Raw genomic sequence first — 16,050 nt, 5'->3', positions numbered from 1 at the left:
CGGGCCCGGCAGGGGCGCTAGAGCGGGCCCATGCCCGCTACGCCCGCCTGGCCGCCCCAATCCGCACCGCGTCTGTTCGTCGAGGCCGAACTCTCGCCCGGCGAGATTCGCATCGACGGGGCGCAGGCCCATTATCTGATCTCGGTGATGCGGATAAAGCTCGGCGAGGCGATCAAGCTGTTCGACGATCGCACCGGCGAATGGGCCGGAGTGGCGCGGCAGATCGGCAAGCGCGACCTGATCCTGGAGATCACCGACCGGCTGCGCGAGCGCGAGGCGGTGCCCGATCTGTGGCTGTGCGCCGCGCCGATCAAGAAGGGGCGGATCGACTGGATCGCGGAGAAGGCCTGCGAGCTGGGCGTCGACCGGCTGGTGCCAGTGCTGACCCGGCGCAGCGTGGTCGACAAGCTAAATCTCGAGCGGCTGCGCGCGCACATGATCGAAGCAGCCGAGCAATGCGGCCGCACCGCGCTGCCGGCGCTCGACGAGATGGTGAAGCTGCCGGCGTTGCTCCGCGACTGGCCCGAGGAGCGCACGCTGTTCTTCGCGGACGAAGCGGGCGGCGTGCCGGCGATCGAAGCGATGCGCGCGCATCCGGGACCCGCGGCGATCCTGGTCGGGCCCGAGGGCGGGTTCGACGATGCCGAGCGCGCGGCGATCAAGGCACATCCCCGGGCCGTCGGGATTTCGCTTGGGCCGCGGATCCTGCGCGCCGAGACGGCGGCCGCTGCCGCGGTTGCCCTTTGGATGGCAGCCGCCGGAGACTGGTGAGCTTCCCCAATCCGTCATTCCGGCGAAAGCCCGGATCTCGGGCGGAGACGCGATACGGCACGAGATTCCGGCTTTGCGTCGGGAGACGATACCGGCTCAGGTCGTGCGCAGCTTGCCCCCTGCCCATGCGAAGAACCGGGGCACGGGCGCGTTGCGGGCCATCCAGGCGCTATATTCCTGATAGGCCGGATCCGAGCCCAGATGCTGCTCCTCGGTGCGGGCGCGCCAGTAATAGATGCCGCTCACCACTGCCATGATCGCGGCGTTGCGCAGCCCCTCCGCCCAGCCGGTGGTGGCGAGGAAAGGCAGGCCGGAGAGCCACCAGAACAGGTTCTTGGAGAGATAGGCGGGATGGCGGCTCCAGGCATAGGGCCCATGGGTCAGGATGCCGCGATGCGTCAGGTTCGAGAAGCGCAGGCCGAAGGCGATCGTCGCCCAGGCATAGATGCCGGTCAGCACCACCAGCACCGCGCCGAGGCCGCCCAGGATCCAGGGATGGCCGGCGAACCACCAGGTCCAGTCGGCGCTGCCCTGGTGATAGTCGAGCACGCCGCCCTCGTTCATCAGCACGAAGGGCGGATAGCAGATCAGCGCCGCGGTCCAGCCCGCCGCGAGGGGCGTGGCGGTCCGGATGTGCGAATCGAGCGGCCGCATCGTCAGGATGTAGCCGGCGGTGGCGAAGGCGACGTCGATCACGAACATGAAGGCGATGCAGTAGTTCGCGATCACTGCCGGGCTCTCGAACATGCGATCGAAGTTCCAGCCGACGAAATCGGCGAAATTGGGCGGCACGATCGAGAGCATGAAGGCCAGGAAGAAGCCCTTCACCGCCCAGCTGCGCAGATGGTTGTGGATGGCGCCGTGGTCGATCGGTTCCTTCAGCCCCATCAGCCATGCGCCGAGATGCCAGGCGCCGTCCCGCGGCTGCACCAGCTTGCGGTCGAGCCACAGGACATAGGGGATGGAGAGCAGGAACAGCGCCGGCGCCGCCATCTCGATGCACCAGATCGACCAGGCGAAATTGGCGGAACCCCCGTTCCACCAGAAGGGGAAGGTGGCATAGATCAGCGCGATCCCGCCCCAGGTGAGCCACAGGCCGGTGAGCTTGGTGACCGAGACGTCGAGCGTGTCCTTGAGCGTGCGCTTCGAGGACCAGTCGATGCCGGTCGAGGGGTTCAGATGCACCCTGTCGACCAGCACCGACCAGAGCACCATCGGCGCTGCGCAGGCAACGACGTTGACCAGCGCGCTATAGGGCCCGTCGAGCCGGTAGAGAGTGGCGATCGCGGTCCACAGCGCCATGCCGGCAAGCCCGGCCATGCCGACTCCGGTGCTCACCGCCGAGCGGGGACGCGGATCGGCCTTGGCCTCGGCCGCCAGCTGGGGATCGTGATACATGGCGGAAACAGCTAGCGCGCAATGGTTAGCGTCCCGTTAGCACTCCCTCCGCCCCGCTGGCGGGGAGAGGGAGAATTGCATTGTCCGCCCGGCCGGTCCTATGACCTGCAGATCAAGCCAAATGAGGTCGCTCCACCGATGATCCGTGCGCTCGCCGCAGCCGCCCTGCTCGCTTCCGTCTCCGCCCCCGCCCTTGCCCAGAACGCGGCGGCCCAGAATTCGGCGCCGGCGCAGACCGCACCCTATCCCAGCACCATCCCCGATGCGCGCGACATCCCCTATCCGGGCACGCTGACGCTCGATATCGACGCGACCGACGTGGCGCGCGGCATCTTCAACGTGAAGGAGACGATCCCCGTCGCCAGGAGCGGGCACATGGTGCTGCTCTATCCGAAATGGATCCCCGGCAAGCACGGCCCGCGCGGCGAGATCGAGAAGCTGGGCGGCCTGGTGATCCGCGGCAACGGCAAGGTGATCCCGTGGAAGCGCGATCCCGTCGACGTGTTCGCCTTCCATGTCGACGTGCCGGCGGGCGTGAAGAAGCTGGATCTGAGCTTCAACTTCGTCTCGGCCACCGTGGCGGACCAGGGCCGCATCGTGATGACGCCCAACCTGATGAGCCTGCAGTTCTTCTCGCTCAGCCTCTATCCGGCCGGCTATTTCGTCCGCCGCGTGCCCATCCAGGCCAAGGTGACCTACCCCGAGGGCTGGACCGCCAGCTCGGCGGTGGACGCCAAGGTGAGCGGCAACGTCTACACCTATGACAAGACCAATTACGACGTGCTGATGGATTCGCCGGTGCTCGCCGGCCGCTATTACCGCCAGCTCAAGCTCACCGACCGCGTCTCGGTAGAGACCTATGCCGACACGGCCGAGGAACTGGCCGCCACGCCCGAGCAGGTCGACAAGCTCAAGAACCTGGTCGACCAGGCCGTGAAGACCTTCGGGGTCGAGCATTACGACCATTACCGCTTCCTGTTCTCGATCAGCGACGAGCTGGGCGGGATCGGCGTGGAGCATCACCGCAGCTCGGAAAACGGCACCGGCCTGGGCTTCTTCACCAAGTGGGACGAGAAGGCGACCAGCCGCAACCTGCTGCCGCACGAATACACCCATAGCTGGGACGGCAAGTTCCGCCGCGGCGCCGACTTGTGGACCCCCGATTATCGCGTGCCGATGCGCGGCTCGCTGCTGTGGGTCTATGAGGGGCAGACCCAGTTCTGGGGCTATGTCTTCCAGGCGCGCTCCGGGCTGGTGAGCAAGGCCGACACGCTCGACGCCTATGCCAATATCGCCGCCACGCTCGACAATCGCCAGGGCCGCACCTGGCGCCCGCTGGTCGATACCACCAACGACCCCGTCATCAGCCCGCGTGCGCCGAAGGGCTGGGTGAGCTGGCAGCGCAGCGAGGATTATTACAACGAGGGCCTGCTGGTCTGGATGGAAGCCGATTCCATCCTCCGCGAGAAATCCGGCGGCACCAAGTCTATCGACGATTTCGCCCGCATCTTCTTCGGCGGCCGCGACGGCGACTATGGCGAGCTGACCTACACTTTCGACGACGTGGCCGCGACCCTCAACCAGGTCGTGCCCTGGGACTGGAAGAAATTCCTCGACGAGCGGGTGAACCAGGTTTCCGAGCGGGCGCCGCTGAAGGGCTTCGAGCGCAACGGCTACAAGCTGGTCTATACCGAGCATCCCAACAAGGCGACGCCGAAGACCGCCACCGACCTCTCCTTCTCGCTGGGCCTGGCGATCGGCCCCAAGGGCATTTCGGGCGTGATGTGGGGCAGCCCCGCCTTCGACGCGGGCATCACCCTTGCCGACGAAGTCGTCGCGGTGAACGGCCAGGCCTATACCGGCGACAAGCTGAAGGATGCGGTGAAGGCGGCGAAGGGCACGAAGGACCCGATCCGGCTCACCCTGAAGCGCGGCACGCGCTATCGCGAAGTGGCCATCGACTATCATGGCGGCCTGCGCTATCCGCACCTCGAGAAAACAACCGAAGGAGAGGCTGGCCTGGATAAGCTCCTCCAGCCGAAATAACGGACTGGGGGGCGCAACCGCCCAGCTTAAGGAAAGCATAGCGTGCGTATCGATTTGATTCCGGTGGGTGATGATCCGCCGAACAGCCTCAACGTGATCATCGAGGTTCCCGTCGGCGGCGAGCCGGTGAAGTACGAGTTCGACAAGGCGAGCGGCGCGCTGTTCGTCGACCGCATCCTGCACACGCCGATGCGCTATCCGGCGAATTACGGCTTCGTGCCGCACACGCTCTCCCCCGACGGCGATCCGCTCGACGCGCTCGTCATCGCGCGCTCGCCCTTCGTGCCGGGCTGCGTCGTCCGCGCCCGCCCGATCGGCGTGCTCAAGCTCGAGGACGAGGCCGGCGGCGACGAGAAGCTCGTCTGCGTGCCGGTGGACAGCACCTTCCCCTATTATTCGGACATCGGCGAGCGGCAGGACCTGCCCTCGATCGTGCTCCAGCAGATCGAGCATTTCTTCAAGCACTACAAGGACCTGGAGTCCGAGAAGTGGGTGCGCATCGGCCAGTGGGGCGATGCGGAAGAGGCACGCAAGATCGTGATCGAGGCGATCGAAGCCGCAAAACAGGCCAAGGAGGCCGAGGCCGTCTGACCGGCGCGCTGGCCTGGCGACTGTGCGCAGTGGCCGGGCTGGCGACGCTCGCGGCGTCGACGGGCTTTCCGCTCGTTCCCGCCTGCGGGCCTACCCATGGCGCGGGGCCGATCATCGCTTTCGAACTGGTGCGAAGCCCCGCCCAGCTGGCCGAACTGTTCGGCCCGCCTTCCTGCTCCGGTGCTTTCCAGGCCGCGCAGATTCGCGCGAGCTGGTGGGACGCATTGGCCTTCATCCCCGCCTATGCCGCGTTCCTCGCACTCGGCGCCCGGGCGCTGGGCGGAGACGCGCGCCGGCTCTCGCGGATCGCGATCGCCGTGCTGCTGGCCGGGGCGCTGCTCGACGAGATCGAGGGGCTGATCCTCTTCCAGCTGGCCCATCACTGGCAGAGCCCGCCCGACCTGTTCGGCGCATTGTTCTTCACCGTGCGCCCCAAATTCGCACTGCTCGGGATCGGTTCGCTGCTGCTCGCGGCGCTCGCCTGGCGCGGAACGCCGATCGCGAAGGTCGCCGCGCTTCCGCTCGCCGGGGGTGGCCTGGCTTCGCTCTGGTTCCTGTTCAGCGCGCCTCACGACCCGGCGATGATGCTGGGCCACCGCTATGCCTGGATGGCGCTGCTCGCGCTGGCCGCCATCGGATCGATCCGTCCGCGCTGGGTACGACGACCATGACGAAACGACACCATCGGGGCATCGGCAACGTCGTTGCCCCGCCGCGCTTCCTGCTGTTCCTCGCGGTCACCCTGGTCGCCGGCTGGCTCGCCATTCCGCCGCTCGGCCTGCGCTTCGGGCTGATGACCGGGTTCGACATCGGCGCGATCACCTTCCTTGCCGCGATCGCCCCGCTCTTCCGGCAGGAAGCCGAGGGGATGCGCCAATCCGCCAAGCGCAACGACGGCAACCGCTTCCTGCTGCTGGTGATCACCGGCCTGGTGAGCCTGGTGATCCTGGCGGCCGTCGCCAGCGAGCTGATGGAGAAGGAGCGCACGCGGGACTGGGCACTGGCGCTGATCGTCGGCACGCTGGCACTCTGCTGGACCTTCAGCAACATGATCTATGCGCTGCACTATGCGCATCTCTTCTATTCGGAGAAGGCCGAAGGCGGCGACAGCGGCGGCCTGACCTTTCCCGAGACTCCCGATCCCGATTACTGGGACTTTGTCTATTTCTCCTTCTGCCTCGGCATGACCTTTCAGACCAGCGACATGAACATCACCAGCCGCCGCATCCGGCGCGTGGTGACCGCGCACTGCCTGGCCGCGTTCGTGTTCAACCTGGGCATCATCGCCTTCAGCATCAACGTGCTGGGCGGGGGCTAGAGACAAGCATCTGAGATCATGTCCGTTGCCCCCGCGGAGGCGAGGATGGCGGAAGCAGTTTCGGGGTCGACCGCCTGCCTGGCGACCATGTCCAGTATCCAAATCGGTCCCTTATCCGACTTCGCAAGACGACTGCGAACGCGGATAACATCTTCCCTTCGGGCGCGAGTCGGCTTTTCCATCTTCCCATGAAGGAGGCAGATGATGCTGCAACTCCATGCCAATATTCGCACGATACTGATCGGCTCTCTCGGAAGCATATTCCTGGCCGGATGCCAGAATACGGTGATCCTGCATTATCGCCAGCCGGCGAACTGCTATCTGTTCGACAGCAATCCCACCGGATCGCCGCACACGACCACGTCCGCCGGCTCGGGCATGTTCCTGTTCTACGACATCGTCTCGATCGAGAACAAAGCCTCGGGCGCGAAGGACTTCAACTTCGATCCGGCCAAGCTCTTCGCCAATGGCGATTCCAAGGGGAACACAGTGCCGGGCACGCCCGGCGCTTCGTTCACCTATCTGCTGACGGGTATCGCCGTGCCGAAGCTGGTGCCCAAGGGCACGACTTCGGGATCGCTGGGGCGCGTGGTGATCAACCTGCCGAGCGACGACCCCGCGGCACTCAAGACGGCCCAGATGAACCTGCTCTACAAGAGCGCCTCGGGTGAAAGCGTACTGCTGGCACGCGATCCCGGGCCGGCGCCCAAGTTCCTCGACCCCTGCACTCCGGCGAACGTGAACGCGCTGCCTTAGCCGGCCGGCCCGTCATCCCCGCACGGGCGGGGATGACGGTGGAGAACATGCGCCTCCAGCCTAGGTCCGCTTCCGGGCCCTTGGTTTTTTCGGCGGCGCGCGCCGGGCGGCCGCGATCGCCAGCAACGCCCAGCGGCGCAGCGCATCGGCATCGTCATAGGTCTCGTCGGGAGCCCGGCGATAGTTGAGCGACTGGACCCTGCCGTCCTCGCGCGTGACCGAGAAGCGCTCGGCATCGCCCCATTCGGCCGCGCTTTCGGCATCCGCCTTGAACCATAGCGCATCGAAGGCGAGGATCGCGAAGGCCAACTCGTCCAGATAGAGCGCCGCGCCGCCGAACAACCGTTTGGACGTGACGGTGCCGACCGGCTCCATCGCCTCCTTGATCCATTCGACCAGGCCTTGGTCCACCGCCATCGGAGCCTCCCGTTATCGCATCGCTCTTGCGAAGAGCCGATTCCCATTCTCGCGCAATGCTCAGCGCCCGGCCAGCGCCACGAGCGCATCGCCGGTGACGCGCTGGACGGTCCATTCCTCCATCGCCTGCGCGCCCATCGCCCGGTAGAAATCGATCGCGGGGGTGTTCCAGTCGAGCACGGCCCATTCGAAACGGCCGCAATCCCGGTCCAGCGCGATGCCGGCCAGGTGCCGGAGCAATGCCTTGCCCGCCCCCGCGCCGCGCGCATCGGGCGTGACGTACAGATCCTCCAGATAGATGCCGGCCTTGCCCGTCCAGGTGGAGAAATTGTGGAAGAACAGCGCGAAGCCGACGGGCCTGCCGTCCAGCTCCGCAATCAGGCTCTCGGCGACGCGGCGCGCGAACAGCGCGTCGTGCAGCATCGCCTCGGTCGCCACCACGGCATCGGGCTCGCGCTCATAGATCGCAAGCTCGCGGACGAGATCGAGGATCAGCGGGACGTCGTCCGGGGTAGCGGTGCGAATGGCGATCATGACAATGCGGGCTCCACTTCGGGCTCGGCGATGCCGGGCCGGCTGCGCGCCGCCATCCAGCATCCCGCGACGATCAGCAAGGTGCCGGCGATCGTGAGCACCGTCAGCGGCTCCCTGAAGAACAGCCAGCCCATCAGCGCCGCCCAGACGAAGGCGGTATATTCGACGCTCAGCAGCACTTGCGCCTCGGCGCGCGCATAGGCCCAGGAGAGCAGCAGCAGCGAGGCGATCGCCAGCGCCGCCGAAAGTATGACCAGCGGCCATTGCCCCGCCGCGGGCATCGTCAGCAGCCAGGGGGCGGGCAACACGAACAGGGCGAGGATGAACCAGTTCTGGAAGAAGGCGATCTCGATCGGCCCGGCCCGCTGCGCCTGGTGGCGCGCGATGACGAGATTGACTGCGTAGAACACCGCGGAGACGAGCACCGCCGCCATGCCGAGTGCCGAATCGGGCCGATGCGGCGCACCCAGCTGGCCGGCCAGGATGATGCCGACGCCCGCCAGCCCGAGCAGCGAGCCGAGGACCGAGCGCGGGCCGATCTTCTCCTTCAGGAAGATCGCGGCAAGGGCCAGCGCGATCAGCGGCGCGATGAAGGTGAGCGCGATCGCCTCCGCCAGCGGCACGCGGGCAATGCCCCAGAAGAAGGCGATCGCCATCACCGCCATCACCGCGCTGCGGATCGCATGGATCGCGAGCACGCGCCGCGCGGGCAGGCGCGGCCGGCTGAACGCGAATAGCGGCGTCATGATCGTGGCGCCGGCGACGAGCCGCCAGAACAGCGCGGCATAGGCACCGATGGCGAGGCTGAGCCCCTTCATCACCGCGTCCATGATCGAATAGAGCGCGATGCCCGCACAGGCGGCGAGCAGGGCCGCGAGAATCGGAGTGGCACGCGACATGGTCAGCGGATCATGCGGATGTCGAGGCCGATATCGGCGGATGCCATTCGGGCGTCGGCGGTGAGGATCGGCAATGCGCTGAATCTGCCTTGCGCCAGGCAGGTCCGATCGCCGAGCGACAGGCCGAGATGTTTGGTGAGCGGGCGCAATCTCGCAACCTCTATCGCATGCGCCTCGCGAAAGGCCTGGACGCGAACTCCGTAGGAAATCGCGATCCCATATACTGCGTCCGGATCGGCACCGCCTTCCGCCAATTTGGTGATCACCTCGCACAGATTGACGATCGACATCTCGGCCCCGCGAACCGCGGCGGCCACTTGCCGGGTGCCCGCTTCCCCGAGCAGCAAGGCGAGAAGTACGGAGGCGTCGAGGACGAACATTATTCGCGTTCGGCCTCGGCACGCTTGTCGGCAATGAAATCATCCACCGTGAAAGGATGCGTGATCATCGCGCGGAGCTTCCGCTGCCCCTCCTGGATGACCTGCATATGCGTCCTGATCGCGAGCGAGCCGTCGGCGGCGCGATCGAGCACCAGCACATCCCCGTCCTTGATCCCAAGCGCGCGGCGCAGCTCCGCGGGGATGACGATCTTGCCGCCGGCGATCACCTTGGCGTGATAGGTCATGTCAGGCCCTCCAGGACCTGACATATAGCATGGGACCTATTCCGCCGCCACCGCGGCGGCCTCGCTGGCCGCCTCGATCTCCGCCGCCTTGGCCTCGACCAGCTTGACGATGTGATCGAGCATGTCGGCATCGTTCACCGTGTGATCGGTGACGCCCGAAAGATAGACCATGTGCTTGCCGTTGCCGCCGCCGGTAAGGCCGATATCGGTCTCGCGCGCCTCGCCCGGGCCGTTGACCACGCAGCCGAGCACCGAGAGCGAGAGCGGCGTGCGGATGTGCTGGAGCCGGTCCTCGAGCGCCTGGACGGTGCGGATCACGTCGAAGCCCTGGCGCGCGCAGCTGGGGCAGCTGACGACGCGGACGCCGCGGTTGCGAATGCCCAGCGCCTTGAGGATCTCGAAGCCGACGCGCACTTCTTCCTCGGGCTCGGCCGAAAGGCTGACGCGGATCGTGTCGCCGATGCCGAACCAGAGCAGCGAGCCGATGCCGATCGCGCTCTTCACCGTGCCGCCGACAAAGCCGCCGGCTTCGGTGATGCCGAGGTGCAGCGGGCAATCCACTGCATCGGCGAGCTGCTGATAGGCGGCGACGGCGAGGAACACGTCCGACGCCTTCACCGCGACCTTGAATTCGTGGAAGTCGCGGTCCTGGAGCAGCTTGATATGGTCAAGCGCCGATTCGACCAGCGCCTCGGGACAGGGCTCGCCATATTTCTCGAGCAGATCCTTCTCGAGGCTACCCGCGTTCACCCCGATGCGGATCGCGCAGCCATTGGCCTTGGCGGCGTTGACCACTTCGTTCACCCGGTCCGCGCTGCCGATATTGCCCGGGTTGATGCGCAGGCAGGCGGCGCCGGCATCGGCGGCTTCCAGGGCACGTTTATAGTGGAAATGGATGTCCGCGACGATCGGCACGCGCGCGGCGCGGACGATCTGCTTCAGCGCCGCGGTCGATTCAACGTCGGGGCAGGAGACGCGGATGATGTCGACCCCGGCATCCTCGCAGCGGCGGATCTGGTCGATGGTCGCGCGGGCATCGGAGGTTGCGGTGTTGGTCATCGTCTGCACCGTCACCGGCGCATCGCCGCCAACGGGGACATTGCCAATCATGATCTGACGGCTGGGCCGCCGGACGATATCGCGCCAGGGACGTACGGACATGGGCGCCATATACGCCTGGCCTGCGCCCGCGCCAACCCGGTGCGGTTTACGCGATGCTAATAGGCGCGGTGCTATTCCTCCGGCTCGTTTCCCGGATCAAGGCTCTCGCGCGTTGCAGCACGACCCACAATTCGCTGCCGTGCCGCGCACCAGCCAACGCCATTACGGCATGGACTGGCTGCGCATCGCCGCCTTCGCGCTGCTGATCCTCTATCACATCGCCATGGCCTTCTCGCCCTGGGACTGGGTGATCAAGACCAACTATGCCTTTGGGTGGCTGATCCCGCCCATGGCGCTGCTGACGCCCTGGCGCCTGCCCCTGCTCTTCGCCGTCTCGGGCTATGCCTCGCGCAAGCTGTTCGACCGCTCGGCGGGCGCGCGCGACTTCGCCCGTTCGCGCGCGGTGCGGCTGCTCGTGCCGCTCGCCTTCGGCATGGTCGCGCTGGTGCCGCTCGAGATGTGGGTGCGGGTGATGGAGAATGGCTATCCGCACGGCTATCTCCATTTCTGGGCGCTCGACTATTGGCGCGCGGGCGACTTCTGGGGCCGCGAATTCCCGAGCTGGGAGCATCTGTGGTTCGTCGCCTATCTCGCTGCCTATACGCTGCTGCTCGCGGGCGTGCTGGCACTGGGCGGCAACCGCGCGATGCGCGCGATCGGCGCGGCGGCGGACTGGCTCGCGGTGGGGCACAGGCTGCTCTGGGTGCCGGTGGCGGCGCTCGCGACGGCGCGGCTGGCCCTGCTGTTCGTCGCGCCCGAGCGCCAGGGGCTGCTGCGCGACTGGGGCGGCCATGCCCAATATGTCCCGATCTTCCTGTTCGGTTTCGCCCTGGCCGGCGCGCCGCGGCTGTGGCCGGCAGTGGCGCGCAGCTGGAAGCCCGCCGCGGCGATGGCGGCGCTGGCCGGCGCGGTGATCGTCACCGTCGAGCTGCTATGGCCCGGCACGCGCGTGCCGCCGCACGACGTGATGGCGCTCGACCGGGCCGCGCGCACCGCCATGGCCTGGGGCATGATCCTCGCGCTGTTCCACATCGCCGAGACCCGCTGGAACCACGACCACCGGCTGCGCAAGCCGCTCGCCGAGGCGGTGTTCCCCTTCTATATCGTCCACCATCCCGCGATCGTGCTGATCGCCTGGTATTCGCTGCCCCTGGGGCTGAGCGCGCCGGCGGAGTTCGCGCTGCTGCTCGGCGGCACCGGCGCCGTGTGCGCGGCGACCTATCTGATCGGCCGGCGCATCGCCTGGCTGCGGCCGCTGATCGGCCTATCCCAGGTTCGTCCGGAAACGCCGGCTGCCGCGCAGCGCGGTGCCGTCGGCGAGAGTGACGGTGAAGTCGCCGCTGCGATCGGTCTCGACACGCAGCACCGCTGAGGCGCGCACGATCCGTCCGCGATGGATGCGGACGAAGCCGGACCCCAGTTCCTCCGCAAGCGCGGCCAGGGTCGAGCGGTGCAGCAGGGTGCGGCCGCCCCAGGCGATCTCGACATAATTGCCGGCCGACGCCGCCCAGTCGATCGCGCCGACCGGCACTCGGTGCGTCACATTGCCGTCGGGCACGAGCAGGACCTGCTCCGCACGCGCCGCCGGCACGGACTCCCGGCGCGCCAGCCACCATGTCGCCACCGCCATGAAGGCGGCGAGCAGCAGATAGGCCACCGCGTCCTTGCGATATTCGTACACGAACCGATCGAGCGCCCCGCCATAGCGATAGCGCTCGCCCCACAGCGCATAGACGCCGAGCCGGATCGCGATCATGCCGGCGACATGGAGGGCCGAGAGCGGCACCGTCGCCGCGGCATGGGCGAGCACCGCCCAGCCCCATGCCACGCGCGGGGGGCGGACCCTGGCCACCATCCAGCCGATCGCGGGCAGCAGCAGCACCCACATGGCGACGCTGCTCAGCTCCCAGAGCCAGATATGGGCAGGCCGCTCGACCAGGCCCGCGCGGGCGAGGTCGGCGCGCGAGCTCTCGACGTTCGCAAAGGACTGGACCAGCACGAATCCCAGGAACGCCAGGGCGAGCAGCGCGCGCTTGCGGCGACGCTCGCCGCTCGCCCCGCCCTGCCCGCCGCTCGTCCCTGCCCTATCTTCGCTCATCCCTGCCGACCCGCCGCCTCTCCCTCTTCGATACCGGTCGCGGGGCGGCGCCGCTAGCCGTCTGCCGTCAACAGGAGCACAAGCGATGGAACGGCATTACGGAATGGACTGGCTGCGGATCGGGGCGTTCGCGATCCTGATCTTCTATCATGTCGGCATGGTCTTCGTGCCCTGGGGCTATCATGTGAAGACCGCCGCGCCGGCCGATTGGGTGGCGATCCCGATGCTGTTGCCCAATGCCTGGCGGCTGATGCTGCTCTTCCTCGTCTCGGGCTTCGCCAGCCGGATGCTGCTCGCCAGGTCGCCGGGCATCGGGCGCTTCCTGGCCAATCGCAATGCGCGGCTGCTGCTGCCGCTCGCCTTCGGCATGGCAGTGGTGGTGCCGCCGCAGAGCTGGGTCGAACTGGTCGGGAAGCATGGTTATGCGCAGGACTATCTCTGGTTCTGGGCGCGCGACTATTTTCGCTTCGGCCGGCTCGACGGCATCCTGTTGCCGACCTGGAACCATCTGTGGTTCGTCGCCTATCTCTGGGTCTATACGCTGGCGCTGGGCGCGCTGCTGATACTGAAGCTCGACCTGCAGAAGGGCTTCGACCGGCTGTTCGGCGGCGCCGGCGCGCTGTGGATCCCGCTTGCCTGGCTGCTCGTTTTCCAGGTGCTGCTGTTCCATCGCGGCGAGGAGACGCACGACCTGATCGGCGACGGCATCGCGCACCTCGCCTATTTCCCCGCCTTCCTGTTCGGCTTCGGCCTGGCGGGCTCGCGCATGACGATGGCGGCATTCGCGCGGATATGGCTGCCCTGCGCGATACTGGCTCTGGCCGGCTATGCGGTGGTCGCGGGCGTCGAGGCCGCCTATCCCGGCTTCGCGATGCCGAGCCGGCCCATTGCCGAACTGTTCCGCGTCGCCCGCGAAGTCCAGACCTGGGCGAGCATCGCCGCGCTGATCGGCCTGGCCGAGCGCTTTCTCAACCACGATCACAAATGGCGCGCGACGCTGACCGAGGCGGTGTTCCCCTTCTACATCATCCACCAGACCGCGATCGTGCTCGGCGAATATTGGCTGCTGCCGCTGCGCCTGCATCCCGCCGCCGAGTTCGCGATCCTGGTGGCGGGGACCTGGAGCGCCTGCTGGGCCTTCTATCTCGCCGGCCGCGAGATCGGCTGGCTCCGCCCGCTGATCGGGCTGCGCCCCCGGCTGGCCAAGCCCGCCCGTTCTGCTAGGGAAGCGGCATCTGCCAGCGGAGTTGCCTGATGCGCCTTCTTCTCGTCCTCGCGGCCCTGCTCGGGTTCGCCGCGCCCGCCAATGCCTATTGGGAATATGGCCATCAGACCGTCGCCGCGATCGCCTGGCGCAACGTCACGCCGGCCACCCGCACGAAGATCGGCCAGCTGCTCCGCCACACCGACCTGCTGAAGACCGAAGGCTGCCCGGCGACCAATATCGAGGAAGCCTCGGTCTGGGCCGATTGCATCAAGAAGCTGGGCAGCGACTGGCGCTACGCATCGGTCTGGCATTATCAGGACGCGGACGTCTGCAAGCCGTTCGACGTGACCGCCGAGTGCAAGGACGGCAATTGCGTCTCCGCCCAGATCGAGCGCGACGTGAAGATCCTCAAGGACCGCAAGGCGCCGCAAGTCGAGCGCGTTAAGGCGCTGCTCTTCCTCGTCCATTTCGTCGGCGACATCGGCCAGCCGCTCCACGGCGCCGAGCACGATCATGACGCCGGCGGCAACAAGGCGATGGTGAGCTATGGCATCTACACCACCGACCGGCTGAACCTCCATTCGGTGTGGGACGGGCTGCTCGCCGAGCGCGCGATCACCTCGGGGCCCGACATCGTGCGCACCTATGGCCGCAAGGACCGTGCCGCGCTGGGTGGCGGCACCGTCCAGGACTGGGGCAAGGACAGCTGGGAGCTGGCCAGGACCGTCTATGCCGATCTCAACGGCGGCGACGCCTGCAAGCCGATCACCGGCCGCGTCGCGATCAGCGAGGCGATGATCGAGAAATGGGTGCCCGAGGCCCGGACCCAGGTGATCAAGGGCGGTCTGCGCCTCGCCCGGCTGCTCGACGAGGCGCTGGCCTAGCGCTTCGCGGTCACGAACCCGGCAATGGCTTCGGCCAGCAGCGGCGCCACGGGGAGCGCGCCGTCCGTATAGGTGGCGATGCTCGCCGCGCGGCCTTCGCCGGCCGCCACGCGCAGCACGTGCGTCATTCCCGGCACGATCACCAGCTTCGCGGCGGGCCTGGCGCCGGCAAGCGCCTGCGCATCGGCAATGCCGATCTGGACATCGCGGTCGCCCTGGGTGACGAGCAGCGGCAGCGCTAGGCTCGCGGCGAGCCGGGCCGGATCGTGGCGGAACTCGTCGATCAGGAAATCCTGCACCGCATCCGGGAAAAGCGAAGGGAGCGGCGCCGGCATCGCGGCGGTATCCGCATGCTTGCCGGCCTCGAGCGTGTCGATCAGCCCAAGGAGCGGCGCGAGCAACGGCGCGTTTGCCGGATTGGCCCGGAACTGCTCGCGCATGATCGTGCCGAGCGGCCGGCCCGCGGCGCTGACCAGCACCACGCCGCAAATCCCCTCGGGCCGCTGCGCGGCGGCCAGCACCACCAGTCCGCCCTCGCTATGCCCGAGCAGCCAGATACAGGCACGGCCGGTGCGCTTGCGCGCGGCATCGACCCAGGTGCGGACATCCGCTGCATAGTCGGTGATCGTCACGCGATTGGCATCGGCGATCGCGCCGGCGCTGCCGAACATGCCGCGCTTGTCGATCCGCAGCGTGGCGACGCCGCGCCGTGCCAGCGCTTCGGCGAGCTGGCGATAGGGGCCGCCGGCCACGCCGTAACGGTTGTTGCCGTCTCGATCGGTTGGGCCGGAACCCGGGACCAGCAGCACCAGCGGTGCGCCGGGATCGGGATCGAGCAGCGTGCCGGCGAGGGTGCCCAGCGGTCCGGGCGCAGTCACCTCGGTGCCGGCGGGAAGCGCCTGCGCCAGCGCGGACGGCACCGCGGCGAATGCGGCGAACGCAAGGATCGCGCAACGCATCACGTGTCCCCACCCCAGCGGAAGCGCCATTCGCCATCGGTCTTGACGGCCACGAGCCAGAGGAAGGCGACGATCAGCGGCACCAGCAGCACCAGCCACAACCGGTCGCGGTGCGTGGCGAAATTGACGATCAGCCCGGCGGCCGCGCCGAAGAGCAGGGTCGCCGCCCAGCCCTGCCAAGTGACCGGCTTCGCTCCAAAGCCGAAGCGCTTGGGCCGGAACCAATAGCCGGGGCGGACACTCGCGGCGTCGCGGAAAGGCCTGCCCATCATTGGAGCAGCACCACGGCGATGCCGGCGAGCAGCCCCGCCCCGGCGATCGCGAGGACGAAGGGCAGCCGCGCGCGGCGGACGTGCATGGCAAGGAACATCTGCTTTCTCCTCCAG

Annotated in this window: 19 protein-coding genes; 9 read left to right on the top strand and 10 right to left on the bottom strand. The window is 67.6% G+C overall.

What is annotated here, in order from left to right; all coding sequences use genetic code 11:
• Positions 1-30 precede the first annotated feature (30 nt).
• Positions 31-771, top strand: a complete 741-nt coding sequence (locus CAP40_RS15715; protein WP_086130504.1) for a 16S rRNA (uracil(1498)-N(3))-methyltransferase — start codon at positions 31-33, stop codon at positions 769-771.
• Positions 772-867: 96 nt separating this feature from the next.
• Here the strand turns inward: CAP40_RS15715 and CAP40_RS15710 are convergent, their stop codons facing one another.
• Positions 868-2,169 (bottom strand): isoprenylcysteine carboxylmethyltransferase family protein, encoded by a 1,302-nt coding sequence (locus CAP40_RS15710; protein ID WP_144034391.1) that lies wholly within the window; start codon positions 2,167-2,169, stop codon positions 868-870.
• A gap of 138 nt (positions 2,170-2,307) precedes the next feature.
• On the opposite strand from CAP40_RS15710, the gene CAP40_RS15705 reads away from it, so the two are divergent.
• From CAP40_RS15705 to CAP40_RS15685, 5 genes are all read left to right on the top strand, one after another.
• Positions 2,308-4,215, top strand: coding sequence for a M61 family metallopeptidase (locus tag CAP40_RS15705; protein ID WP_086130503.1), 1,908 nt, complete (start codon positions 2,308-2,310; stop codon positions 4,213-4,215).
• Between the two features lie 42 nt (positions 4,216-4,257).
• On the top strand, positions 4,258-4,806 hold the full coding sequence (gene ppa, locus CAP40_RS15700) for an inorganic diphosphatase (RefSeq protein ID WP_086130502.1): 549 nt from the start codon (positions 4,258-4,260) through the stop codon (positions 4,804-4,806).
• Positions 4,807-4,835: 29 nt separating this feature from the next.
• The gene (locus CAP40_RS15695) at positions 4,836-5,477 is read left to right on the top strand and encodes a hypothetical protein (RefSeq protein ID WP_086130501.1); all 642 of its coding nucleotides are present in this window, start codon (positions 4,836-4,838) and stop codon (positions 5,475-5,477) included.
• Entirely contained in the window at positions 5,474-6,124 is a 651-nt protein-coding gene (locus tag CAP40_RS15690) for a DUF1345 domain-containing protein (protein WP_179188267.1), read from the top strand. Before CAP40_RS15695 ends, CAP40_RS15690 begins: the two co-directional genes overlap by 4 nt.
• 204 nt (positions 6,125-6,328) lie before the next feature.
• Positions 6,329-6,880, top strand: coding sequence for a hypothetical protein (locus tag CAP40_RS15685; RefSeq protein WP_144034390.1), 552 nt, complete (start codon positions 6,329-6,331; stop codon positions 6,878-6,880).
• Between the two features lie 60 nt (positions 6,881-6,940).
• On the opposite strand, the gene CAP40_RS15680 is transcribed toward CAP40_RS15685, so the two are convergent.
• Genes CAP40_RS15680 through ispG form a run of 6 tightly spaced genes read right to left on the bottom strand, consistent with a single transcriptional unit; the run spans position 6,941 to position 10,516 of the window.
• Positions 6,941-7,297, bottom strand: a complete 357-nt coding sequence (locus CAP40_RS15680; RefSeq protein WP_086130499.1) for a TfoX/Sxy family protein — start codon at positions 7,295-7,297, stop codon at positions 6,941-6,943.
• A gap of 60 nt (positions 7,298-7,357) precedes the next feature.
• Entirely contained in the window at positions 7,358-7,831 is a 474-nt protein-coding gene (locus CAP40_RS15675) for a GNAT family N-acetyltransferase (protein WP_086130498.1), read from the bottom strand.
• Complete coding sequence (locus tag CAP40_RS15670; protein WP_086130497.1) at positions 7,828-8,730, bottom strand: DMT family transporter; 903 nt, start codon at positions 8,728-8,730, stop codon at positions 7,828-7,830. The genes CAP40_RS15675 and CAP40_RS15670 overlap by 4 nt, the downstream gene beginning before the upstream one ends.
• A gap of 2 nt (positions 8,731-8,732) precedes the next feature.
• Positions 8,733-9,110: a type II toxin-antitoxin system VapC family toxin gene (locus tag CAP40_RS15665; RefSeq protein WP_218822163.1), complete on the bottom strand. Its 378-nt coding sequence runs from the start codon at positions 9,108-9,110 to the stop codon at positions 8,733-8,735.
• A complete protein-coding gene (locus CAP40_RS15660; RefSeq protein ID WP_086130495.1) occupies positions 9,110-9,355 on the bottom strand; it encodes an AbrB/MazE/SpoVT family DNA-binding domain-containing protein in 246 nt (81 codons plus the stop codon). Before CAP40_RS15660 ends, CAP40_RS15665 begins: the two co-directional genes overlap by 1 nt.
• A gap of 36 nt (positions 9,356-9,391) precedes the next feature.
• The gene (gene ispG / locus CAP40_RS15655) at positions 9,392-10,516 is read right to left on the bottom strand and encodes a flavodoxin-dependent (E)-4-hydroxy-3-methylbut-2-enyl-diphosphate synthase (protein ID WP_086130494.1); all 1,125 of its coding nucleotides are present in this window, start codon (positions 10,514-10,516) and stop codon (positions 9,392-9,394) included.
• 139 nt (positions 10,517-10,655) lie between these two features.
• Between ispG and CAP40_RS15650 the strand changes: the two genes are divergently transcribed.
• A complete protein-coding gene (locus CAP40_RS15650; RefSeq protein WP_179188265.1) occupies positions 10,656-11,888 on the top strand; it encodes an acyltransferase in 1,233 nt (410 codons plus the stop codon).
• Here the strand turns inward: CAP40_RS15650 and CAP40_RS15645 are convergent.
• Entirely contained in the window at positions 11,781-12,614 is an 834-nt protein-coding gene (locus CAP40_RS15645) for a LytTR family DNA-binding domain-containing protein (RefSeq protein WP_086130492.1), read from the bottom strand. The two genes, CAP40_RS15650 and CAP40_RS15645, sit on opposite strands and share 108 nt — an antisense overlap.
• A gap of 85 nt (positions 12,615-12,699) precedes the next feature.
• Between CAP40_RS15645 and CAP40_RS15640 the strand changes: the two genes are divergently transcribed.
• Complete coding sequence (locus CAP40_RS15640) at positions 12,700-13,869, top strand: acyltransferase family protein (RefSeq protein WP_086130491.1); 1,170 nt, start codon at positions 12,700-12,702, stop codon at positions 13,867-13,869.
• Positions 13,869-14,705 (top strand): S1/P1 nuclease, encoded by an 837-nt coding sequence (locus CAP40_RS15635; protein WP_086130490.1) that lies wholly within the window; start codon positions 13,869-13,871, stop codon positions 14,703-14,705. Before CAP40_RS15640 ends, CAP40_RS15635 begins: the two co-directional genes overlap by 1 nt.
• Here the strand turns inward: CAP40_RS15635 and CAP40_RS15630 are convergent.
• Together CAP40_RS15630 and CAP40_RS15625 are read right to left on the bottom strand one after the other, a co-directional pair.
• Complete coding sequence (locus CAP40_RS15630; protein WP_086130489.1) at positions 14,702-15,664, bottom strand: alpha/beta hydrolase; 963 nt, start codon at positions 15,662-15,664, stop codon at positions 14,702-14,704. The genes CAP40_RS15635 and CAP40_RS15630 overlap by 4 nt on opposite strands.
• Positions 15,664-15,936, bottom strand: a complete 273-nt coding sequence (locus CAP40_RS15625; protein ID WP_256924261.1) for a hypothetical protein — start codon at positions 15,934-15,936, stop codon at positions 15,664-15,666. The genes CAP40_RS15630 and CAP40_RS15625 overlap by 1 nt, the downstream gene beginning before the upstream one ends.
• Positions 15,937-16,050 lie beyond the last annotated feature (114 nt).

Origin of the sequence: Sphingomonas sp. IBVSS2, assembly GCF_002127225.1 — a bacterium.
In the GTDB taxonomy this organism is placed as follows: domain Bacteria; phylum Pseudomonadota; class Alphaproteobacteria; order Sphingomonadales; family Sphingomonadaceae; genus Sphingomonas.
The sequence above is the reverse complement of the archived record's forward strand: the minus strand, read 5'-3'. Positions and strand labels throughout refer to the sequence as shown.